Below are 20,740 nucleotides of genomic sequence, written 5' to 3' on the forward strand. Positions count from 1 at the left end.
TGACGAACCATTTGTAGGAAAGACGAAAAACCAAATAGGTGAAATATGAGACAGGCATGATCACGCGCATCAGAGAGGTCCGAAAAGCCAAGGGGCTGACGCTCGAACAGGTCGCGGCTCTCTGCCAGCCGCCGACCACTGCGCAGACGATCGGCAGGCTGGAAACCGGCACGCGAACCGTATCGGTCAACTGGGTGAACCGCATCGCCCAGGCGCTGGGTGTCGGATCATCCGAACTGGTGGCTTTGCCAGGACAAAGCGTCGTCCCGGTCGCCGCGCTGCTGGGTCCCGAAGGCGCACGCGCTCCAACACGCAACCTATCCTTCCCGCCCCCTGTCCCCGCCGACGCCATGATCGGCGTCCAGGTGTCCGCCAGTATCGGCGATTACCGCAGCGGCGATGAAATCTGGTGCCGCCGCATCGGCCCTGAAGAATTTGCAAGCGCGCTGAACCGCGACATGCTGCTTCCCCGCCACGCCGGCCGCTTCGTCTTCGGCAGGCTGATCGGCCGCGAAGGGGACAGATTGCACATCCTGCCGCTGGGCAGCGGCAGCAGACAGCAGGTCATCAGCGATCCACCCTGGGGCGCTGTCGCGGTCCAGTTGGTCAGACAATTATAGCCAAGGCACAGCTTCACCCCTAACTCTCGATTAACCGCGATGCCTTAAGGGAGACGGCATGACGCTGAATGTCCTAACGCTATCGACCCTGTTCCCGGACATGAGCCGCCCCAATTTCGGGGTGTTTGTCGAACGACAGGCCCGGGAACTCGCCAGCCGCCCGGATGTGAAGGTAACCGTGGTCGCGCCGCTTGGCGTCCCGGTCTGGCCGATCGGCCTGTCGAACCGCTATGCGCCGCTGCGCGCCCTGCCGCGGAAGGAAAGATGGCAGGACCTGACGGTGTACCGCCCCCTTTTCTCCACCATTCCCAAGATCGGCGCACGGATCAACGTCGGCAACATGACGCGGGCCATCCTGCCGCTGGTGCGCCACCTGCATGAGCAGCAGCCCTTCGACGTCATCGACGCCAGCTTCTTCTTCCCCGATGGTCCAGTCGCACAGCGCCTCTCTCACGCGCTCGGCATACCCTATTCGATCAAGGCGCGCGGCGCGGACATCCATTATTGGGGCAGGCGCCGAGACACTCGCGGCTTGGTCAAGCGCGCGGGAGACGAAGCTGCAGGTCTGCTCGCGGTTTCCAGCGCGATGCGCCGGTCGATGGCCAAGATGGGCATGGGGGCTGAAAAAATCCGCGTCCACTATACTGGCGTAGATCTCGATCGGTTCGAGATCGCCGACCGAGCCGCAGCCAAGGAAGCGCTGGGCTTTGAAGGCCCCGTGATCCTCTGCGTCGGCGCACTCATCCCGCGCAAGGGGCAGGATCTTCTGGTGCAGGCGCTTCCCCGCCTCCCAGGCGTCACGCTGTTATTCGCAGGCCAGGGACAATATCGCCGTGCCTTGGAAAAGCAGGCGGAGGAGCTGGGCGTCGATCGCCGCATCGGATTCCTCGGCTCTGTTCCCCATGACCGCCTGCCGCGTATCTACGCCGCCGCCGATGTGATGGCCCTTCCCTCATCCTCGGAGGGGCTCGCCAATGCCTGGGTTGAATCGCTCGCCTGCGGTACGCCGATCGTCATTACCGACGTAGGCGGGGCACGCGAACTGCTCGACCGTCCGGAGGCTGGCCATATCGTCGATCGTGATCCTGACGCCATTGCCACCGCCATCGGGGACCTTCTCACCAATCCGCCCGAGCGTGAGGCCGTGCGTGACACGGCGCTACGCTTCACCTGGGAAGCAAATGGCGATCTGCTGCTTCATCATCTGAAAGGCATCGCCCGTAGCGGCTAGAGTATCAGCCGCGCGTTGCCATCGCTGGTTGGAAAACGCCCCTCATCAAAAGGGGTCTCGCCCCAACGCCAGGGCGTCAGCTCATCATAAGCCGGGTTGGAAATCGGCGCATGCCGCCGCAGATTCAGCAGCCTTTCGCCTTCATTGTGATAAGCGGTCAGCCGCGCATGCTCGCGATGGATTTCGGCGGCCCGCTCATAATGAAAAGCATCATGCCACCCCATCGCCCGGGCAACCTGGGTCAGGCTCCACCAGTCGGGCTTGGCTTCACCGGGCAGCGGAAACAGGCGGCGTTGACGGCTGATCAGCCGGTCTGCGCCCGTTATAGTCCCATCCTTCTCGATCCAGACCGGCGCGGGCAGTGCGAATACATGGTCCAGAGCAATCCCTTGCTCAATCCAAGCTGTGGACAGGATGACAGAAGGCACCTTCGCCAGGGCCGCGCGCAGCGGATGCCCCGCAGGCGGTAAGCCACCCACCAACCACAGCGCCCTGATCCCGCCATTCTCGATAGCCTCGACGAGCGCTGCGCCAGCCAAGCCGGTCGCCGCCGCCATCTGCCGCGCGCCCCAAAAACGCGCAGTCTGGGCGATGGCGTCGGCAGAAAAATCCCGATGCGCCGCCAGCTGCCGGCTATCGCAGCCCACCTCCCTTGCGCCCATCGCGTTGGGCGCGCGAGCTATGCCCGTTGGCGCTGCGCCCGGCGCGCCGATCCAGCCCATCGCCAGATGCAAATTGAGGATAGCCCTCGACAAGCTCAGATCGTCCCCCTCCGCAGCGGGACCATAGAGCGTCACCACCCGCCGCGCCGGTGTGAACAGGTCATAAAAGGCGCGAACCTCGCCATGCCCCAATCCGCAGCGGCGCGCGACGGACCAGAGATCATGATCCAGCCGCAGCCTGGTCCAAAAGTCCCCCGCCGTCATAACATGCCGCGCCATGAATACGTCCGCCAGACACCCGCAGTCGTGGGCATGCAGCAGCAGCCCGTTCAGCAGCACGGCTGCGCTCCCCGGCTCGACCTTCAGGCGCAGGTCAGCACCCACCTCCTCCTGCACATCTTCGCCCTCGGTCAGCAGGACGAGGCGCACCCCCCTCTGCTCGCGCGCCATTGCAATACGCTCGGCCAAGACCGGATGCCGCAGCAGCGCGGAGGCGCCGACGGCCAAGATCAGATCCGCCTGCTCCACATCCTCATAGGTGCCCGGCACGACATCTTCGCCCAGCGCCGCGCGATAGGCCGCCTCCATGCCACCTTCGTTCCAACAAGGCCCATCGATATGCGCCGAGCCGATGAAGCCCTTCATCAGCTTGTTGGCGACATAATAATCTTCGGTCAGCAGGTCGCCCGTAACATGCATCGCCACGCTGCCCGGACCATGACGGGCCAGCGTGTCTTTCAGTCGCCTCGCGACCTGCCCGATCATGCGACGCCAGGTCACACGCTGCCCATCCAGCACCGGATGGAGCAACCGCCCCTCCAACGGCAGCATCGCCGTCAGGGCATCACTCTGCCCGCAAAGCAGTCCGCCGTTGGCCGGATGCACCCGGTCGCCCGCGAAGGACATTTCCCGTCCCTCCCCCGTCACGGCGCGCACGCCGCAGCCGACAGCGCATTGGCCGCAAAGCGTTCGAACGACAGCCATAAAGCCGGATCAGCGGGACCCGATCATTTCTGGCACGCGACGATCGCCGCAATGACCGAGAGCGTTTCCTGCGGATCGCGCACACGCACAGTATCTAGGCCAAGTTGCTTCGCCGGATAGTCGTTGCCGCCGGGGAAGATCGCATCACCGATGAACATCATCGCATCAAGCGCGATGCCGCTCGCATCCCGCAGCTTCTTAAGGCCATAAGCCTTATCGACGCCCTCCCGGGTGATGTCGATGGATGTCGCGCCGCCCATGTTGATCGACAGACCGGGCAGGCGTTCCCGCAAATCCGCCTGGATGATGCGACGCTTGGCGAAATCCGGGTCCCATCCTTCCTTCGCATGGATGGGGGCCTGCTGCCCCAGCGCGGAAAAGGTGATCTGGCTGCCGCGATCCTCGATCCGCTCACCCCAGGTCTGCTCCGGAACGAAGCCTGTCGCTTCCAGCGCCTGGTCGAACGCCGCGAGAATCTTCTGCTTCTGTTCATCGTCGAACAGTTCGGCATAGACCGGCGTCCACACGCCTTCGCGATGGGTATAGAGCTTCGTTCCGGTCGTCGGCATCAGCCACAGCCTGGACAGGTCGGCGCGGGCGGGCAGCCGACTTGCCACCTGCTTGTCGAACTGCGGCCAGTCGCCGCCGGAAATCACCGCGACATGGGCCACCGTCAGCAGGTCGGCCAACGCCTCTCCCATCTCTTCTTCCAGAGGCTGCTTGCTTTCCGCCAGCGTTCCGTCGAGATCGAAGGCGATCAATTCTTTCATAAGGGCAAGCTCCTGGAATCCTTGTCGGCCGCAGCTACCATCAATTGGGTGATCGGCAAATCCATATGCCTTGAGGAAACGACGCAGCCTATGTTCGATCAAATAGGGAGCGACTGGACGCTGCTGGGCCGCGGCAAAAGTTCCGAAGTGTTCAGGATGGGCGACGGCGAGGTCATCAAGATCTTCCACCCGGCCGTATCCGAAGACATGATAGAGCGGGAAGTGGCTGCAGCCCGGCTCGCGACATCGCTTCGCTTGTCAACGGCAGCGCCACGCCTCCGCGTCACGGTCGCGCGGAACTCCGCCTTGATCTATCCCGAAATAAGCGGTGTTTCGATAGCGGCGGCTATCCGCAAGAAACCGCTTTCGGCCGCCTCCTTGCTGCGCGACATGGCGGCCCTTCTCCACTCCGTCCACCGCCAGCCGGTATCGGGACTGCGCACCGTGAAGTCCGTGCTGCAAACCGACATAGACTATGGCCCTGCGCCCGATGCCCTAAAGCGTGCCGCAATCGACTATCTGCAAGCTCTGCCGGAAGCGGATCATCTGCTCCACGGCGACTTCCATATCGACAATATCCTGCTCAGCGAGGGCGGCCTCGTGATCCTCGACTGGGCCAAGGCTGCAATCGGCGATCCCGCCGCCGATGCGGTGCGGAGTGAAATGCTCATGCGTTTTGGGGAAGGTCCTGCCGACGCCATCACCACGCTCTGGCGTGATTGGGCGGCGGGGCGGCTTGGCCGTGCCTATCGCGACGTGAGCGGCGTCAGCCAAGATCAGATGAGCCTGTGGCGACCGGTCGTCGCGCTCGCCTGGCTACGTGCGCGCCCGCCAGTCCGCAACCGGGCCTTCCATCGCTATCTGGATCAGGCGTTGCGAAGCGCCGGGCTTCCAACCGTCAATTGACGCTCGCCAGGCTGCCGCGCCGCATACGCCCATACCACGCTCCCTCCGCCCGCTTCGGTTCGGCGCAGAGACGATCGACCGCATTGCCTACCAGCATCGCCAGACCCTGATCGCTCAGCAGGCCGCCGCGTATCAGGCAACGATCAATCAGCACCCGCCGGAAAGCTGCATATAGCGTCTGGTCGGGCGCACCCGGATTGAGCCAGAACTCGTCCAACGTGCCCTTATAAACCACGCCCGGCACCTTATAGACCGCATGTCCCAGAACCAGCACCGGCTTGTCCTGGTTGAGCGCCAGCGTGCCCACCGTGCTGTTCACCGTCACCACGCCCAGAGACCGGCCGACCACTTCGGCAATATCCCAGTCGGCGAGATAGAAGATCCGGTCCTCCACGCCATAATGGGCAGCAAGGCGGCGGGTCAGACGCTCCCATGCGACCAGCCCTGAATCGAGGGGATGCCGCTTCACCAGCAGGGACGTTCCCTCTGGCGCATAGCGGGCAAAGCTCTTGATCACGAAACGCAGCGCCGCGCGCATGTTGCCAAAGGGCGAATGGACGCGAATTTGATAATCCGAATCGAGCTGCAGCGGCAGGGTGAAATAGGGTTTGCCCTTCACCTTCTCCCATTCGACCCGCGATGCGCGGATATCGCGCTTGCGCAGCATCAGCTTCTTGAACCATCCGGCGGCCTCCAACAGGAAGCTTTGCGGCCGGTGCGTGCGGTAAAAGGGAAAGATCGGCCGCATCATCGCTGACGCGAGCCCATTACGCGTTGTATTCACGGCCCGCTGCCGGAAGGTCGAAGGAATCTGCGGCTCCCGCCCACCCTCGGGCGGCAAGCTGCATGCTTGATCCAGATACCATTGGGGGTCGAGCGGTAAGGTGGAATTGCCGTTCACGCCGTCTTCCTGCAACGTCATGAAGTCCGGGCGGATATAGCCTTCCTCCAGCACATGCACCCGCAGGCCGCGCAACCGCGCCATCTTGTGCGCGGAAGCGTGATAGGGGCGGCAGTCGCCATAGAGGATCAGGTCGGTGACGCCATGCTGGACGATGAAATCGTCGAAGAAGAGCGGCCAGTTGCGAAAGGAGCCGCGATAGTCGGTGGCCTCCCCCGGCCAATCGACCTTATCGCCGCCATTGATGTTGATCCGCCGAGCCTCATGCCCCCGCACCCGCAGCGCGTCGGCCAGCATAGCAAAGAACGGTCCGTGCGGGCCCTGCAGGAAAAGGAAGGTCTTCGCCTGGCTGTCAGCCATGGAGATACTCGGCGGACAAAGTCATAAATCTTTGTAATTTCCCCTGTAGCGTCCGTAGCCGGATGAGCCATGAAATAGGTGACGTCGATCCGCTTCCCAGGCGCTCCACCATAATCTCGGGGCCGCAGGGCAACCGGGTTACCGGGTCCAGGTAACATGGATAGAGAATCAAGGCGGCGGCGACAAGCTGATCGATGGTCAGCTGACGCCCTCGCCGCGCGTTGGGTTTGGCCAGGTCCCGCGTCAGCCCCCATCCGGCGTAAAATGGCATGCCATGCACCGTCACCGGCCGGTCGCGCAACAGCGCCTCGAACCCGGCCAGTGAGGACAGCACATGCACCTCATCCACTGCCTGGACGAGCGACATGAGGGGCGCGCCGGTATCCAGGGCATCGGCATGCTGATGCACCACCGCATCGCTCAAATGACCGCGCCGCAATCCAGCCTGCACATCGGGATGCGGGCGATAGATGATATGGGCATCGGGCTCGACCCGCCGCACGCGCCGAAGCAGGTCCAGATTTCCTTCCACTCCAGCTCCGCCCAGCTGCACCGACAGGTCATCCTCAACCTGCCCCACAACCAGCACCGTCCGCTTGGCCGTGGGAAGGTCGAGCATCCGGCCCATCTCCTGCCCATATTTTGTGACCCCGGATGCCCGGATCGCGGCACGCAGTCGATGTGCGCGATCAAGCAGCGCAGGCGAAAAATCATGTGTGGCGAGCAGGCTTTCGAGATCACTCGGTCGCGAGGCATCATAATATATGCCCGTCCGGTCAATCACCACCGACCCTGGCGGCGTCAGCGTTGCGCCGAGCCCTTTCGACCGTAGAAAACCATCTTCAACGCGGGTGATTGGCACAGCCTTCTCCCGTGCCTCATCCAGTAAATCCGCGGGCACCCGCGACGGCCAGACGGCCAGCGATCCACCCGTACGCCGCGCCCGGAGCAGCCCCCCACGGGGTGAAAGGAAGGGTGGCGATCGCGCCCCATCCCACAGAAACCGCCGCATCGCCTCGCGCTTCCAAAAGGCCATGCCACTTGCGGCCGCAATATCGCGGTTTCCGTCCAAATGCCGCCGCCAGTCTGCAAGATGCGCCACCACGGCCTCGGCGCTGGCGGATGCACCGCTAAAGCAATCGCGATAGGCGGCCGCCGCGATCGCCCGCTTCGCCGCGTCACGCAGTCGCTCCGGCGAGACCGCCCCACCGTTGGGTCCATAGACCGGCACGCCCAGCAGACCCGCGATGATGGCCAGTTCATCGTCCGCATCGGCACGCACCGCCCGCGCCTGCGCAATCACGCTCCACGGATCGATAGGTTTCGCCGTCTCGCGCACGGGCAGGATCGCGACGTCCGCCTTATCCAGCCCCTTGAGCTCCACCGGACAGCCCGCACGTGCGACCAGTTTCACGCCTTCCCGCTGATGGCCCCAGAACGTGCCGCCTACCCGCGATTGTGCGATCTGCTCCAACAGGCTGTCAGGCACGACCGCTGCGTCAACCACGGCGCTGCTTACAGCGCTCACCGCAGCAACGGATGGCGCAATGCCGCGAAAAGGCGGTGATCGTAAAAAGGGCAGCGGCTTCATCCTATGAAGCTCGCGCAACAGACAGCGGAAGAGCAGATATGCACAAGGATTTCATGGTTGCCCCCGGCAAGGACGTCAAGCGAAGGCGCAAGCCGTCACATCGTCCAGCAGGCGCGTGATGATGTCGAAATAATCCGACCATCGCGGCGCAACCCATGTTTCAATGCGCGCCATCTGGGCCGTACGTTCGGGTGAGTCCGCCCGGCTATAGGCATTGATCATCTGCATCCAGCCGAGCCCGTCGAGCGGATCAAGATAGTCCGGTGCTGCGCCGCCGACTTCGCGATGGGCGACAATATCGCTGCAGATCACCGGCACGCCGACGGACAGCGCCTCGATCACCGGAATGCCAAAGCCTTCCTCGAACGATGGCATCAGCATCGCTCGTGCCCCCGCGACCAGCGCGTGCATCTCCGTATCGGGCACGCTGCCCGCCTCGATCACATGACCGCGCAATATCTCCGCGCGCTCCAGCATATCCACGACATTCTCATTTTCCCAACCACGGCGCCCGATCAGCACCAGCACCGGCGCCGCATCCCCCAGCCGCTCGACCAGCCGCCGCCAGACATTCAGCAGCAGCAGGTGATTTTTGCGGGGCTCGATGGTGGAGATATAGACGAAATAGGGCCGCGACGGCACGGCATGGCTTTCGCCGCCCACAAGATCGGGCGGATCTGCGCCGAAATGGGCGACGCAGAGGCTTCGTCCCTCCAGCCCGCGAGTCATATGCGGGGCCAGCGCATCGATGGTCGCCTGGCTGTTGCCGATGATGCCATGCGCATAGCGATCGATGGTGCGCACCCGCCTCAGATGCTCGGCCGCGCCTTGCGGCCGCGCGAATTCCGGATGGGTGAGCGGGATCACATCATGCACCAGCGTCACAAAGCGCGCGCCTTCCGCCCGCAGGATCGCACCGACCTGATCGGCGTCGTCCAGATGATGGGGCGAAACCTGCAGATAGACTCGCGGCCCCGTCGCGCGCGGCACCGGACGCGGCCGGAGCGCAATCAGGTGGCGGATGACCGCAGCCCTGCTCGCCGCTTCGTCCTTCACTTTGCTGTTGCGCCAGCGCGCGGCGGTGAACGCCAGGAACTGGCGCACGGCCGCCTCGTTCAGCCGCCCATAATAGCCCCCGGCCGGATGTACCGCGGCGAAGGAAAGCCTTTCCGGCATGCGTTCCAACAGCTCGCGCGCATAAACATATTCGACCCGGTCGATCCCGGTGGGCGCAGCATGGAAACTGCGCGAAAGCAGGCGCGAAATATCGAGGATGACCTCAGCCTCGCCCTCTCCCGCTAGGAAGCGCTGACTGGCGGGCTTGGATCGCAGCGCCAGCCGCGCGCCGGGCACCTTGAATGGCTTCAGCGCCATGTCAAAGCTCCTTCGCTCGCAACTGACCACTCATCGAATGAAACCAACAGTCTAGAACTGCGCACGAATCTCTTCCGCCAGCGCTTCAAGCGCCGCCGCGTCGGCGAAATTGCCCTGTGCATGGGCGGAAAAGCCGGTCGGCCCACCTACCCATCGCGGCACGATATGGAAATGCAGATGATAGACGGTCTGCCCGGCCGGTGCGCCATTAAACTGCGCGACATGGATACCGTCCGGGTTCAACGCCTTGCGCGTGGCGATGGCAACTTTCTTTACCGTCGCCATCACTTGGGCCAGCGCCTCATCCTCAACCTCCAGGATGTTGCGCGCCTTGGACCATTTGGAAATGACCAGGCTGTGCCCCTTCGACTGCGGCTGGATGTCGAGGAAGGCATAGCTATGCTCATCCTCATAAAGCTTCGTCGAAGGGATCTTGCCCTGAAGGATCAGCGCGAAGGCGTTGGCTTCGTCATAGGTGCCGTCAAGGCTCATGCCACTATTCCTCAGCTCACATATTGAGCTGTGGTTTTAGCGGCGACTTCCTCCGCCGTCACGCCCGGCGCGAGTTCAATGAGCTTGAAGGAGCTGTCATGATCGGGCCGCTGGAAAACGCAAAGATCGGTGACGATCATATCGACCACATTCCTGCCGGTCAGCGGCAAGGTGCAGGCAGGGATGAATTTGGGGCTGCCGTCCTTCGACACATGCTCCATGACGACGATGATCTTCTTGACGCCCGCGACCAGGTCCATCGCGCCTCCCATGCCCTTGATCATCTTGCCGGGGATCATCCAATTGGCAATGTCGCCATTTTCCGCGACCTCCATCGCGCCCAGCACGGTCAGATCTATATGCCCGCCGCGGATCATCGCGAAACTGTCGGCGCTCGAGAAGAAGACGGTGTTGGGCAGCTCGCTGATCGTCTGCTTGCCCGCATTGATGAGGTCGGCATCCTCCTCGCCCTCATAGGGAAAGGGGCCGATGCCGAGCATGCCGTTCTCCGACTGCAGCGTCACCTCGACCCCGGCTGGAATGTGGTTCGCCACCAGCGTCGGAATACCGATGCCGAGGTTCACATAAAAGCCGTCCTTCAGCTCCTTCGCCGCGCGCGCGGCCATCTGGTCACGGGTCCAGGCCATTATGCTGTCTCCCTCTGGCGCACGGTGCGAAATTCGATCTTCTTGTCATAGGGCGCGCCGATGATCATGCGCTTCACATAGATGCCGGGCAGGTGGATGCTGTCAGGGTCCAGGCTACCCACAGGCACCACTTCCTCCACCTCTGCCACGCAGATCTTGGCGGCAGTCGCCATCGGCGCGTTGAAGTTGCGCGCGGTCTTGCGGAAGATTAAATTGCCGCTCTCGTCCGCCTTCCAGCCCTTGATGATGGCAACGTCGGCGAAGATCCCGCGCTCAAGAATATATTCCTGGCCGTCGAAGACCTTGACTTCCTTGCCCTCGGCCACCGCCGTGCCCACGCCGGTCTTGGTATAGAAACCGGGAATGCCCGCCCCGCCAGCGCGGCAGCGTTCAGCCAGCGTCCCCTGGGGTGAAAACTCCACCTCCAGTTCGCCAGCCAGATATTGCCGCTCGAACTCCTTGTTCTCGCCGACATAGGAGGAGATCATCTTCTTGACCTGCCGCGTGCGCAGGAGCTTGCCCAGCCCCTCGCCGTCGATTCCGGCATTGTTCGACGCGATGGTCAGGTCCTTGACCCCTGAATCCCGGATCGCATCGATCAGCCGCTCGGGGATCCCGCACAGGCCAAAACCGCCAGCGCAAAGGTGCATGCCGTCGAAAAGAAGGCCCTCCAACGCAGATGCAGCATCGGGATAGAGCTTCTTCACCATCGCACTTCTCCTCCTGAACCCCGGCTAGGCCATAAGAGGAAGCCGCCGCAGCGTCAATTTGCTGCGGCGGCGAAAGTGATAGGGATCTGCAAACATTCGTTCGCTTCGAGCGCAGTCGAGAAGCGGAAAGCGCAGCTATGGCGTCTCTCGACTGCGCTCGAAACGAACGGCATCTGTGGACGCCCCTTCGGATGCAAGCAGTAAATCGGGGTATGTTGGCACGTAGTCGGATGCTGTCATCTGTCCGGCCTCGATGAGCAGCGCCATATGCTGCGGGCCAGTATGGGAGTTCGCGGACCGGATCCATTTCAGCTTTGCGCGCTTGGTTAGCGCTCTGCCGTTTCCCTGGTTCTTCCGGCCCCGTCTCGCCGACTGTTGTGCCATACCCTCCTTCGACCGCCTACGTCCCCGACGCCTCTGACCGCTGCCTTGGCTTACGCCGCGACCGCTGCCGGAGCTCTGTAATCTTCGCTCTTTGTGAGCAACGCCCAGACCATGCGCGCCATCTTGTTGGCGAGCGCGACCGAGACCAGCATGCGCGGCTTGCGCGCGAGCATCCGCTCCAGCCACGAGCCGGCCGGCGCGCCGAACCGGCAGGCCTGTCGCACCATCGAGCTGCCGCCGATGATCAGCAGCCGTCTGATCGTGCGCTCACCCATCTTCGATATACTGCCGAGCCGCTGCTTGCCGCCGGTCGAGTGCTGGCGCGGCGCGAGGCCAAGCCAGGCAGCGAAGTCGCGGCCCTTGCGGAAGGTCTCGATCGGCGGTGCAAGCGCGATGATGGCCGTCGCAGCGATGGGGCCGATCCCCGGGATGGTCATCAGCCGGCGTGCCGCTTCGTCCTCCTTGGCACGCCGTGCGATCTCGCGGTCGAGTACGGATATCTGCCTGTCGAGCTCGGCCAACATGTCGACCATGAGCTTGAACATAGGCCGCGCCGCCTCCGGCAGGGTCGAGGCCATCTCATCATCTTCCAGAAGGTCAGCCAGCATCGTCATATGCGCGGTGCCGCGCGGCGCGACCCAGCCATACTCCGCCAGATGCCCGCGGATCGCGTTGATCAGCTGGGTGCGCTGACGAACCACCAGGTCACGCGTGCGGAACACGAGCCCGGCGGCCTGCTGCTGCTCGCTCTTCACCGCCACGAAGCGCATGCCAGGACGCTGCGCCGCCTCGCAGATCGCTTCAGCATCGATCGCGTCGCTCTTGTTCCGCTTTACGAACGGCTTGACGTAGGCAGGTGGGATCAGGCGCACCTCGTGTCCCATTGTCTGCAGCTGGCGCGCCCAGTGATGGGCGCCGCCGCACGCCTCGAGCGCCACCACGCAGGCTGGCTGACCGGCGAAGAAGTCGAGCAGCTTGCCTCTCGTCAGCTTGCGGCTGAAAACCGTCACACCGCGCTCGTCGGCGCCGTGTGCGTGAAAAACGTTCTTGGCGATATCCAGACCGATTGTGCTAACCTGCGACACGGACGCCTCCCTCAGTGGTGTTTCAACACCTCCACTGTGGCACATAGATGCCGTCGGGGGGCGTCCACCCCATCAGTTTTGTTCAGATCAACCCAGCCAGCGGACTTGAAGGATCGGCGTACATACGCTTACCCATCCGCCCGGCGCGATAGGCCATCCGTCCGGCCTCGACGCCTGCCTTCATGGCCGCCGCCATCAACACTGGGTCCTTCGCCTCGGCAATAGCGGTATTCATGAGGACGCCGGTGCTACCCAGCTCCATGGCTTGCGCCGCCTCCGACGCGGTGCCGACGCCCGCATCGACCAGCACCGGCAGCTTGGTCCCTTCCACGATCAGCCGGATCGTCACGCGATTCTGGATACCCAGGCCAGATCCGATCGGCGCGCCCAGCGGCATGATCGCCACCGCGCCCACGTCCTCCAGCCGCTTGGCCGCGATCGGGTCATCGACGCAATAGACCATCGGCTTGAAACCTTCCTTGGCCAATATCTCCGTCGCCCGCAGGGTTTCCACCATGTCGGGATAAAGCGTCCGCGCCTCGCCCAACACCTCCAGCTTCACGAGGTCCCAGCCCCCCGCCTCGCGCGCCAGCCGAAGCGTCCGGATCGCTTCCTCGCCAGTATAGCAGCCCGCCGTATTAGGCAGATAAGTGATCTTCCTAGGATCGATGAAATCGGTCAGCATCGGGGCCTTGGGGTCCGACACATTCACGCGCCGCACCGCCACGGTAACGATCTCCGCCCCCGACGCTTCGACAGCCGCCGCATTCTGCTCGAAATTCTTGTATTTCCCCGTGCCGACGATCAGGCGCGACCGGAAGGTCTTGCCCGCAACCGTCCAGCTGTCGTCATCGACGGCCGACACGTCGCCGCCGCCGACAAAGTGCACGATCTCCAGTTCGTCGCCATCTTCAACCAACACCTGCGTCAGCGTCGATCGGGGGACGACCTCCAGGTTGCGCTCCACCGCGACCTTTTCAGGAACGAAGCCCAACTCGCTCGCCAGTTCCGCCAGCGTGATGCCCGCGCGCACCCTGCGATGCTCGCCGTTGATGTGGATGGATAGGGTGCCGTCGATGTGCAATGCTCTGTTCCCAGAAAGAAGGTGTCTCGACTTGGCGCGACACGAAAGGCTAAAGGTCACCGCGCATATAGGGGCCGCCACGGCCCCGCCGCAACATGCTTAGGGGAAATGCCATGGCCGACGCGCGGAAAATCTATGTGTTGAACGGCCCGAACCTCAACATGCTGGGCACGCGTGAGCCCGAAATCTACGGCTATGACACGCTGGACGACATTGCCGAACGGATGGAGGATGCGGCTGGCCGCGCCCATGTGGAGATCGACTTCCGCCAGTCCAACCATGAAGGCCATCTGATCGATTGGCTTCAGGAGGCGCATGCCGAAGGGGCCCATGCCGTCCTCATCAATCCAGGCGGTCTCACCCACACCTCCATCGCGCTGCACGACGCCATCAAGGGCATCAGCGTGCCGGTGATCGAAGTGCACCTGTCCAACCCCCACGCGCGCGAGCCTTTCCGTCACAAAAGTTATGTGGGCCTGGCCGCGAAGGGAACGGTGGCGGGCTTTGGCCCAATGTCCTATATGCTCGCGCTCGAAGCCGCGCTCGAACTGTAGGCGTCCAAGCATTTCGGCGCTCAAAAGTTGCGCTTGGACCCAAATGCGCATAGGCGCGGGCAACAGTAACGATAATTCACCGTCCAGGGACTTCAAATGAACGACAAGGCTGAAAAGGGCGCAATGCAGGTGGACGTCCAGTTGGTGCGGGATCTTGCCGCTTTGCTCGACGACACCAACCTGACGGAAATTGAGGTGGAGGACGGCGATCGCAAGATCCGCGTCGCTCGCAAAGCTGGCGGCGGCAACGCCATCGCCTACGCGCCCGCGCCCTTGGCAGCGGCCCCCGTCGCTGCCGCCGCTCCTGCCGCAGCGGCGCCAGCCGAACCCGCCGCTGGCGCCAATGCCGTCCGCTCGCCGATCGTCGGTACTGCCTATCTCGCGGCAGAACCGGGTGCTGCGCCCTTCGCTCCGATCGGTTCGACCGTGAAGGCGGGCGACACCGTGCTGATCGTGGAAGCCATGAAGGTCATGAACGCCATCACCGCGCCCAACGCGGGCACGGTCAAGGCCGTGCTGGTCGATAACGGCCAGCCGGTCGAATATGACCAGCCGCTGATCGTCATCGAATAAGGCCGCGCAACACATGGCCATCGAAAAGCTGCTGATCGCGAACCGCGGCGAAATCGCGCTCCGCATCCATCGCGCCTGCCATGAAATGGGCATCAAGACGGTGGCGGTCCATTCGACCGCCGACGCCGACGCCATGCATGTGCGCCTTGCCGACGAAGCGATCTGCATCGGGCCGCCCGCGGCCAAGGACAGCTATCTCAACATCGCCGCGATCATCTCCGCCGCTGAAATCTCCGGTGCGGACGCAATCCATCCCGGCTATGGCTTCCTGTCGGAAAACGCCCAGTTCGCGGAAATCGTGGAGGCACATAACCTCGCCTTCGTGGGGCCGAAGCCCGAACATATCCGCATCATGGGCGACAAGGTCGAGGCGAAGCGGACCGCAGGCGCGCTCGGCCTGCCGCTGGTTCCCGGCTCCGACGGCGCGCTCTCCAGCGTCGAGGAAGCACGCGAAGTCGCCGCGAAGATCGGCTACCCGGTGCTGATTAAGGCCGCTTCGGGCGGCGGCGGTCGCGGCATGAAGGTCGTACCGAACGAAGACCAGCTCGAAACGTTGATGAAGCAGGCGGGGTCAGAGGCGAAGGCCGCCTTCGGCGACGACACTGTTTACATGGAAAAATATCTGGGCAACCCCCGGCATATCGAATTCCAGGTCTTCGGCGACGGCAATGGCAATGCCATCCATCTGGGCGAGCGCGACTGCTCGCTCCAGCGCCGCCACCAGAAGGTGCTGGAGGAAGCGCCCTCCCCCGTCCTTTCGACCGCCGAGCGCGACCGGATGGGCGAAGTCGTCCGCAAGGCGATGGCTGACATGGGCTATCGCGGCGCGGGCACGATCGAGTTCCTGTGGGAAAACGGCGAATTTTACTTCATCGAGATGAACACTCGCCTGCAGGTGGAGCATCCGGTGACGGAGATGATTACCGGCGTCGATCTCGTCCGCGAGCAGATCCGCGTCGCCGAGGGCAAGCCCTTGTCCGTCGAGCAGCAGGACATCGAATTCCACGGCCACGCCATCGAATGCCGCATCAATGCCGAGGACCCGCGCACCTTTGCGCCGTCACCGGGCACCGTCACCAGCTATCATGTACCGGGCGGCATGCATGTCCGCGTCGATAGCGGCCTTTATCAGGGCTATAAGGTGCCGCCCTATTATGACAGCATGATCGGCAAGCTGATCGTCTATGGCCGCACCCGCGAAGGCGCGATCATGCGCCTGCGCCGCGCGCTGGAGGAATATGTGATCGAGGGCATGAAGACCACGATCCCGCTCCACCAGAAGCTGCTGAAGGACCCCGAGTTCCTGAAGGGCGACTACACGATCAAATGGCTGGAAGAGTGGTTGGCAAAGGACGACGCCGCGTGACGAAGGCGACCATCTGGCACAATCCCCGTTGCTCCAAGTCGCGGGCCGCGCTCGCGATACTGGAAGGCACGCCGGGGGTGGATGTCGAGGTCGTCGAATATCTCAAGACCCCGCCCAGCCGCGCCCAAATTGAAACGGTGCTGGCCAAGGCGGGCGTCCGCCCTTCCGAAGCCCTCCGCAAGGGTGAAGGCTTCGTCAAGGAAATCAGCCTCGACGTCAACGACGACAAGGCTGTGCTGGACGCCATGGCCGCGCACCCGATCCTAATCGAGCGCGCCATCGTCATCACCGAAAAAGGCGCGGTAATCGCCCGCCCACCCGAACGTGCGAGCGAGGTTCTCAACTAAGAGCCGTCACCCCGGACTCGATCCGGGGCTGCGGCCATCTGTGTAGAAACCCGATGCCGGATCAGGTCCAGAATTACCCGCCCATATGGCATTACCGCACCCGCCAGCGATAATCCTCTTCCCGCACTTCGGTCACCGCATATCCATCCGGGTCTCGCGCAGGTCGGAAACGGTAGCGCTCCATGATGATGCGGCAAGTCATCGCGTCCACCTCGGCATAGCCGCTCTTTTCGATGATCTCACACTGATCGACATGGCCTGATGGGCCGATGGCGTAGCGGACGCCGATCTTTACCCGGCCCGCTCCACGCAGCCAGTCCGGAAAATCCGAATTCCGAAATCGGCCGCCGGTCTGCCTCGCCCGCGAGAATGCTCCGCCGTCGCCAGCGCCAGTGCCAGTCCCAGCGCCCGTACCATCGCCGCTGCCCCCCGACCCACTGCCGCTTCCCGCACCTCCCCCACCCGAGCCCAAGCCATCGACCGCTCCAGCGGGCGGGGCTGCGGCGGGCGAAGCGGGGGCCGGCACAACTATAACGGGAACAGGCGCAACAAGCGGCAGTCTCGCCACATCCTCCTCAGTAGCCCGAGGGCGAGGGGCAGGCGTAGCGCCTCCTTCACGACTGGTTTCACGGACTTTTGCCGGTTTAACGGGCTCAGGCTTTTCTTCAACCAGCGGCTTGAGATCGAACAGCGTCAACCGCGCATCATCCACCGCCCGCAACAAAGGCGTGGCGCGCAGCCCCATTATAAGCGCGTAGCCGATGACGAGATTGACAATGAGCGCCGCGAGCGCCGGAGCGATCTTTCCCCGCCCCGGCCATCGCTGCGCCCAATTGCTTCTCATCTCGGAAAGGTCCGTGCGCCTGGCACGGCGGCCTGTCGCTTAACGGTAAACGCGGTTGCCGTTGCGATCGATATAATATTCGCGTCCACGGCTGTCGCGATGCCACCTGCGTTCGCCGTCCGACGTCGCTACGCCTACAGCCGCACCACCCGCAGCACCGATGGCCGCGCCTTCGGCAACGCCCAGGCCAGGGACGATGGCCCCGGCAACTGCACCGCCGACCGCGCCGATCCCGGCGCCGCGCAAGCCATCACGCGTCGTCTCACGCGAACAACCGCCAACACTGGCAGCAGCCGCCAGACCTGCAACAAGCAAAACTACATTCTTCATGATCCGTCTCCACATTGGTGACTTATGAAACGACAGAGACGCCGATTGGTTCGATTATCATTTCACGGGCACCGGGCGGCCGGACAAAGACCACACTGGAGCGCTTCGGGATAACTCGCTATCCCCTCGCCCATGCCTCAGAATCATCTCTACCTTGTCGATGGCAGCGGCTATATTTTCCGCGCCTATCACCAGCTTCCCCCGCTCACCAACAAGCATGGCCAGCCCGTGGGCGCGGTCTATGGCTATACCACCATGCTCTGGAAGCTGGCCGAGGAACTGGGCAAGGCGGAAGGCCCTACCCATCTCGCAGTGGTGCTGGACAAGGGCAGCCACACCTTCCGCAATGACATGTACGACCAGTATAAGGCGAACCGCCCACCCGCGCCGGAGGACCTGGTCCCGCAATTCCCGATGATCCGCGACGCGACCCGCGCCTTCTCCCTCCCCTGTATCGAGGAAGCGGGGTTCGAGGCCGACGACATCATCGCCAGCTATACCAAGGCCGCCGTAGCGGCGGGCTGGCACGTCACCATCGTCAGCTCCGACAAAGACCTGATGCAGCTCATCCAGCCCGGCGTCGATATGTACGACACGATGAAGAATGAGCGGCGCGGCGCCGACTATGTCATGACCAAGTTCGGCGTGCCGCCGCAGCAATTGGGCGACGTCTTGGCCCTCATGGGCGATAGCGTCGATAACGTCCCCGGCGTGCCCGGCATCGGCCCCAAGACCGCGGCCAAGCTCATTACCGAATATGGCAACCTGGAAGCGGCGCTCGAAGCCGCGCCCGCCATGAAGAAATCGAAGATGCAGGAAAATCTGATCGAGCATGCCGACATGGCGCGCCTGTCACGCAAGCTGGTGGCGCTTCACGATGGCATGGACCTGCCCGAGCCGCTGGAGGAGTTGACGCTCAAGGGCATCCCGCCCGAACCGCTGCAGAATTTCCTCGAACATCATGGCTTCAAGTCGCTGTTGACCCGCCTCGGCGCGCCCGCTGCGGCCGTGGCAATCGCCACCGCAGCCGCCGCGGTTACGGAGGTCACGCCGCCCTCGGCCCCCGTTCTCGAAGAAGAGCCGCCCATAGACCGTAGCCTCTACGAAACGGTGGTGACGGAAGAATCGCTCGACCGCTGGATCGCCGCCGCCCATGCCCAGGGCCATGTCGCCGTCGATACCGAAACGGACATGCTGAATTGCGTATCCTGCGCGCTGGTGGGGATCAGCCTCGCCGTTGGGCCGAACGCCGCCTGCTATATCCCGGTAGGCCATGGCGGAAAGGACATGTTCGCGGAAAAGCCGGAACAGCTTCCCCTCCCCCTCGTCCTCGCCAAGCTGAAGCCGCTTCTCGAAGACGACAGCGTCCTCAAGATCGGCCAGAATCTGAAATATGATCTGACGGTCATGCGCCGCCACGGCATCGAAATCGCACCCTATGACGACACCATCGTCATGAGCTTTGACCTCGACGCTGGCCAAAGCCTCGCAGGCCACGGCATGGACGAAGCAGCGAAGGTCCACCTCAACCACATTTGCATCAGCTTCAAGGACGTCTGCGGCACCGGCAAGAACCAGATCAGCTTCGCCGAAGTCCCGCTCGACAAGGCCACCGAATATGCCGCCGAGGATGCGGACGTGACGCTGCGCCTGTGGAAGCTGTTCAAAAACCGCGTCGCCAATGAAGGCGCCACCCGCGTCTATGAACTGGTCGATCGCCCGCTTGTCTCCGTGATCGCCAGGATGGAGCATGAAGGCATCAAGGTCGATCGCGAAGCCCTGTCCCGCCTCTCCGCCGAATTCACAGCTGAAATCGCCAAGCTGGAAGGTGAAATACACGGCTTGGCGGGCCAACCCTTCGCCATCGGCTCGACCCAGCAGCTGGGCGCGATCCTGTTCGACAAGATGGGGTATAAGGGCGGAAAGAAGGGCAAATCCGGCGCTTACTCGACCGACGTCACCATCCTGGAACAGCTGAAGGCGCAGGGCGCGGAGATCGCCGGAAAAATTCTAGACTGGCGCCAGCTCTCGAAGCTCAAATCCACCTATACCGACGCGCTGCAAGCCCAGATCAACAAGGACAGCAGCCGCGTCCACACCAGCTACTCGCTCTCAGGCGCGCAGACCGGCCGCTTGTCCTCGACCGACCCCAATCTGCAGAATATCCCAATCCGCACCGAAGTCGGCCGCCAAATCCGCCACGCCTTCGTTGCCGAGCCCGGCAATGTCATCCTGGCGGCGGACTATAGCCAGATCGAACTGCGCCTTGCCGCGCACATCGCCGACGTTCCCGCACTGCGCGACGCATTCCTGGCAGGCGAGGACATTCACGCCGCCACCGCCCAGCAATTGTTCGGCGAGGTGAACCGCGACACCCGTGGCCGCGCCAAGACGATCAACTTCGCCATCCTTTACGGCATTTCCCGCTGGGGTCTCGCCGGGCGGCTGGAGATCAGCGCCGACGAAGCGCAGGACATGATCAGCCGCTATTATGAGCGCTTCCCCGGCATCAGCCTCTATATCACCGAAACGCTCGAAAAGGCCCGCGCACGGGGCTACACCGAAACGCTGTTCGGCCGGAAAACTTGGTTCCCGCGCATCAAGGCGCCGGTCCAGCATGAGCGCCAGGGCGCCGAACGCGCCGCGATCAACGCCCCGATCCAGGGCACCAGCGCCGACATCATTAAGCGCGCCATGGCCCGCATGGGGCCAGCCTTGGCCGCCGAAGGGCTGCACGATGTGAAGATGCTGCTTCAGGTCCATGACGAACTGGTCTTCGAACTGCCCGAAAGCCGGGTTGAACAAGCCAGCGCCATCATCCGCCGCGTCATGGAAAGGGCCGCCGAACCGATCGTGAAATTGAGCGTGCCGCTAGGCGTGGATATCGGCCACGGCCTGAGCTGGGGGGCGGCGCACTGACCGACA

General features: G+C 63.3%; 20 protein-coding genes. 8 read left to right on the plus strand and 12 right to left on the minus strand.

Annotated elements, in window-relative coordinates; translation table 11 throughout:
* Positions 1 to 56: 56 nt before the first annotated feature.
* Both ACFO3E_RS04135 and ACFO3E_RS04140 read left to right on the plus strand, forming a co-directional pair.
* The gene (locus tag ACFO3E_RS04135; RefSeq protein WP_066528683.1) at positions 57 to 620 is read left to right on the plus strand and encodes a helix-turn-helix domain-containing protein; all 564 of its coding nucleotides are present in this window, start codon (positions 57 to 59) and stop codon (positions 618 to 620) included.
* 58 nt (positions 621 to 678) lie between these two features.
* Positions 679 to 1,851 (plus strand): glycosyltransferase, encoded by a 1,173-nt coding sequence (locus ACFO3E_RS04140; RefSeq protein ID WP_066524769.1) that lies wholly within the window; start codon positions 679 to 681, stop codon positions 1,849 to 1,851.
* On the opposite strand, the gene ACFO3E_RS04145 is transcribed toward ACFO3E_RS04140, so the two are convergent.
* Both ACFO3E_RS04145 and ACFO3E_RS04150 read right to left on the minus strand, forming a co-directional pair.
* Complete coding sequence (locus ACFO3E_RS04145) at positions 1,848 to 3,497, minus strand: molybdopterin-dependent oxidoreductase (protein WP_380802684.1); 1,650 nt, start codon at positions 3,495 to 3,497, stop codon at positions 1,848 to 1,850. The two genes, ACFO3E_RS04140 and ACFO3E_RS04145, sit on opposite strands and share 4 nt — an antisense overlap.
* A 23-nt stretch (positions 3,498 to 3,520) precedes the next feature.
* Positions 3,521 to 4,267 (minus strand): HAD-IIB family hydrolase, encoded by a 747-nt coding sequence (locus tag ACFO3E_RS04150; RefSeq protein WP_066524774.1) that lies wholly within the window; start codon positions 4,265 to 4,267, stop codon positions 3,521 to 3,523.
* Between the two features lie 90 nt (positions 4,268 to 4,357).
* On the opposite strand from ACFO3E_RS04150, the gene ACFO3E_RS04155 reads away from it, so the two are divergent.
* Entirely contained in the window at positions 4,358 to 5,173 is an 816-nt protein-coding gene (locus ACFO3E_RS04155; protein WP_380802686.1) for a phosphotransferase family protein, read from the plus strand.
* Here the strand turns inward: ACFO3E_RS04155 and ACFO3E_RS04160 are convergent.
* From ACFO3E_RS04160 to thiS, 8 genes are all read right to left on the minus strand, one after another.
* Positions 5,166 to 6,434 (minus strand): capsule biosynthesis protein, encoded by a 1,269-nt coding sequence (locus ACFO3E_RS04160; RefSeq protein ID WP_066524776.1) that lies wholly within the window; start codon positions 6,432 to 6,434, stop codon positions 5,166 to 5,168. The two genes, ACFO3E_RS04155 and ACFO3E_RS04160, sit on opposite strands and share 8 nt — an antisense overlap.
* Positions 6,427 to 8,025: a capsular polysaccharide export protein, LipB/KpsS family gene (locus ACFO3E_RS04165; protein WP_380802689.1), complete on the minus strand. Its 1,599-nt coding sequence runs from the start codon at positions 8,023 to 8,025 to the stop codon at positions 6,427 to 6,429. Before ACFO3E_RS04165 ends, ACFO3E_RS04160 begins: the two co-directional genes overlap by 8 nt.
* A 75-nt stretch (positions 8,026 to 8,100) precedes the next feature.
* A complete protein-coding gene (locus tag ACFO3E_RS04170) occupies positions 8,101 to 9,399 on the minus strand; it encodes a glycosyltransferase family 4 protein (RefSeq protein WP_380802692.1) in 1,299 nt (432 codons plus the stop codon).
* A 51-nt stretch (positions 9,400 to 9,450) separates the two neighbouring features.
* Entirely contained in the window at positions 9,451 to 9,891 is a 441-nt protein-coding gene (locus tag ACFO3E_RS04175) for an HIT family protein (protein WP_066524784.1), read from the minus strand.
* 11 nt (positions 9,892 to 9,902) lie between these two features.
* Entirely contained in the window at positions 9,903 to 10,538 is a 636-nt protein-coding gene (locus ACFO3E_RS04180) for a CoA transferase subunit B (protein ID WP_066524787.1), read from the minus strand.
* On the minus strand, positions 10,538 to 11,248 hold the full coding sequence (locus tag ACFO3E_RS04185; protein ID WP_066524790.1) for a CoA transferase subunit A: 711 nt from the start codon (positions 11,246 to 11,248) through the stop codon (positions 10,538 to 10,540). Before ACFO3E_RS04185 ends, ACFO3E_RS04180 begins: the two co-directional genes overlap by 1 nt.
* A gap of 434 nt (positions 11,249 to 11,682) precedes the next feature.
* The gene (locus ACFO3E_RS04190; protein ID WP_380802696.1) at positions 11,683 to 12,717 is read right to left on the minus strand and encodes an IS110 family RNA-guided transposase; all 1,035 of its coding nucleotides are present in this window, start codon (positions 12,715 to 12,717) and stop codon (positions 11,683 to 11,685) included.
* An 82-nt stretch (positions 12,718 to 12,799) separates the two neighbouring features.
* A complete protein-coding gene (gene thiS / locus ACFO3E_RS04195) occupies positions 12,800 to 13,801 on the minus strand; it encodes a sulfur carrier protein ThiS (RefSeq protein WP_380802698.1) in 1,002 nt (333 codons plus the stop codon).
* 113 nt (positions 13,802 to 13,914) lie between these two features.
* Between thiS and aroQ the strand changes: the two genes are divergently transcribed.
* The 4 genes from aroQ to arsC all read left to right on the plus strand — a co-directional run bounded on the left by aroQ (position 13,915) and on the right by arsC (position 16,641).
* Complete coding sequence (aroQ, locus tag ACFO3E_RS04200; RefSeq protein ID WP_066524793.1) at positions 13,915 to 14,355, plus strand: type II 3-dehydroquinate dehydratase; 441 nt, start codon at positions 13,915 to 13,917, stop codon at positions 14,353 to 14,355.
* Between the two features lie 96 nt (positions 14,356 to 14,451).
* The gene (accB, locus tag ACFO3E_RS04205; RefSeq protein WP_066524795.1) at positions 14,452 to 14,928 is read left to right on the plus strand and encodes an acetyl-CoA carboxylase biotin carboxyl carrier protein; all 477 of its coding nucleotides are present in this window, start codon (positions 14,452 to 14,454) and stop codon (positions 14,926 to 14,928) included.
* A gap of 13 nt (positions 14,929 to 14,941) precedes the next feature.
* Complete coding sequence (gene accC, locus ACFO3E_RS04210; RefSeq protein ID WP_066524798.1) at positions 14,942 to 16,294, plus strand: acetyl-CoA carboxylase biotin carboxylase subunit; 1,353 nt, start codon at positions 14,942 to 14,944, stop codon at positions 16,292 to 16,294.
* Positions 16,291 to 16,641, plus strand: a complete 351-nt coding sequence (gene arsC / locus ACFO3E_RS04215) for an arsenate reductase (glutaredoxin) (RefSeq protein ID WP_225870573.1) — start codon at positions 16,291 to 16,293, stop codon at positions 16,639 to 16,641. The genes accC and arsC overlap by 4 nt, the downstream gene beginning before the upstream one ends.
* Positions 16,642 to 16,732: 91 nt before the next feature.
* Here arsC and ACFO3E_RS04220 read toward each other — a convergent pair whose 3' ends face one another.
* Entirely contained in the window at positions 16,733 to 17,485 is a 753-nt protein-coding gene (locus ACFO3E_RS04220; RefSeq protein WP_066524803.1) for an energy transducer TonB, read from the minus strand.
* A gap of 39 nt (positions 17,486 to 17,524) precedes the next feature.
* Complete coding sequence (locus ACFO3E_RS04225) at positions 17,525 to 17,815, minus strand: hypothetical protein (protein ID WP_066524804.1); 291 nt, start codon at positions 17,813 to 17,815, stop codon at positions 17,525 to 17,527.
* A gap of 132 nt (positions 17,816 to 17,947) precedes the next feature.
* Between ACFO3E_RS04225 and polA the strand changes: the two genes are divergently transcribed.
* The gene (gene polA, locus ACFO3E_RS04230; RefSeq protein ID WP_066524805.1) at positions 17,948 to 20,734 is read left to right on the plus strand and encodes a DNA polymerase I; all 2,787 of its coding nucleotides are present in this window, start codon (positions 17,948 to 17,950) and stop codon (positions 20,732 to 20,734) included.
* Positions 20,735 to 20,740: the final 6 nt, after the last annotated feature.

This window comes from Sphingobium tyrosinilyticum, assembly GCF_042654265.1.
GTDB classification, from domain to species: Bacteria; Pseudomonadota; Alphaproteobacteria; order Sphingomonadales; family Sphingomonadaceae; genus Sphingobium; species Sphingobium tyrosinilyticum.

What these genes read in the sequence shown, in the direction of transcription:
- accB (WP_066524795.1), top strand. Translation starts at nt 14,452, where the DNA reads ATGAACGACAAGGCTGAAAAGGGCGCAATGCAGGTGGACGTCCAGTTG.
- ACFO3E_RS04165 (WP_380802689.1), bottom strand. Translation starts at nt 8,025, where the DNA reads ATGAAGCCGCTGCCCTTTTTACGATCACCGCCTTTTCGCGGCATTGCG.
- ACFO3E_RS04160 (WP_066524776.1), bottom strand. Translation starts at nt 6,434, where the DNA reads ATGGCTGACAGCCAGGCGAAGACCTTCCTTTTCCTGCAGGGCCCGCAC.
- polA (WP_066524805.1), top strand. Translation starts at nt 17,948, where the DNA reads ATGCCTCAGAATCATCTCTACCTTGTCGATGGCAGCGGCTATATTTTC.
- ACFO3E_RS04220 (WP_066524803.1), bottom strand. Translation starts at nt 17,485, where the DNA reads ATGAGAAGCAATTGGGCGCAGCGATGGCCGGGGCGGGGAAAGATCGCT.
- ACFO3E_RS04170 (WP_380802692.1), bottom strand. Translation starts at nt 9,399, where the DNA reads ATGGCGCTGAAGCCATTCAAGGTGCCCGGCGCGCGGCTGGCGCTGCGA.
- ACFO3E_RS04150 (WP_066524774.1), bottom strand. Translation starts at nt 4,267, where the DNA reads ATGAAAGAATTGATCGCCTTCGATCTCGACGGAACGCTGGCGGAAAGC.
- ACFO3E_RS04155 (WP_380802686.1), top strand. Translation starts at nt 4,358, where the DNA reads ATGTTCGATCAAATAGGGAGCGACTGGACGCTGCTGGGCCGCGGCAAA.
- aroQ (WP_066524793.1), top strand. Translation starts at nt 13,915, where the DNA reads ATGGCCGACGCGCGGAAAATCTATGTGTTGAACGGCCCGAACCTCAAC.
- ACFO3E_RS04140 (WP_066524769.1), top strand. Translation starts at nt 679, where the DNA reads ATGACGCTGAATGTCCTAACGCTATCGACCCTGTTCCCGGACATGAGC.
- ACFO3E_RS04135 (WP_066528683.1), top strand. Translation starts at nt 57, where the DNA reads ATGATCACGCGCATCAGAGAGGTCCGAAAAGCCAAGGGGCTGACGCTC.
- ACFO3E_RS04180 (WP_066524787.1), bottom strand. Translation starts at nt 10,538, where the DNA reads ATGGCCTGGACCCGTGACCAGATGGCCGCGCGCGCGGCGAAGGAGCTG.
- ACFO3E_RS04225 (WP_066524804.1), bottom strand. Translation starts at nt 17,815, where the DNA reads ATGAAGAATGTAGTTTTGCTTGTTGCAGGTCTGGCGGCTGCTGCCAGT.
- accC (WP_066524798.1), top strand. Translation starts at nt 14,942, where the DNA reads ATGGCCATCGAAAAGCTGCTGATCGCGAACCGCGGCGAAATCGCGCTC.
- ACFO3E_RS04175 (WP_066524784.1), bottom strand. Translation starts at nt 9,891, where the DNA reads ATGAGCCTTGACGGCACCTATGACGAAGCCAACGCCTTCGCGCTGATC.
- ACFO3E_RS04185 (WP_066524790.1), bottom strand. Translation starts at nt 11,248, where the DNA reads ATGGTGAAGAAGCTCTATCCCGATGCTGCATCTGCGTTGGAGGGCCTT.
- ACFO3E_RS04145 (WP_380802684.1), bottom strand. Translation starts at nt 3,497, where the DNA reads ATGGCTGTCGTTCGAACGCTTTGCGGCCAATGCGCTGTCGGCTGCGGC.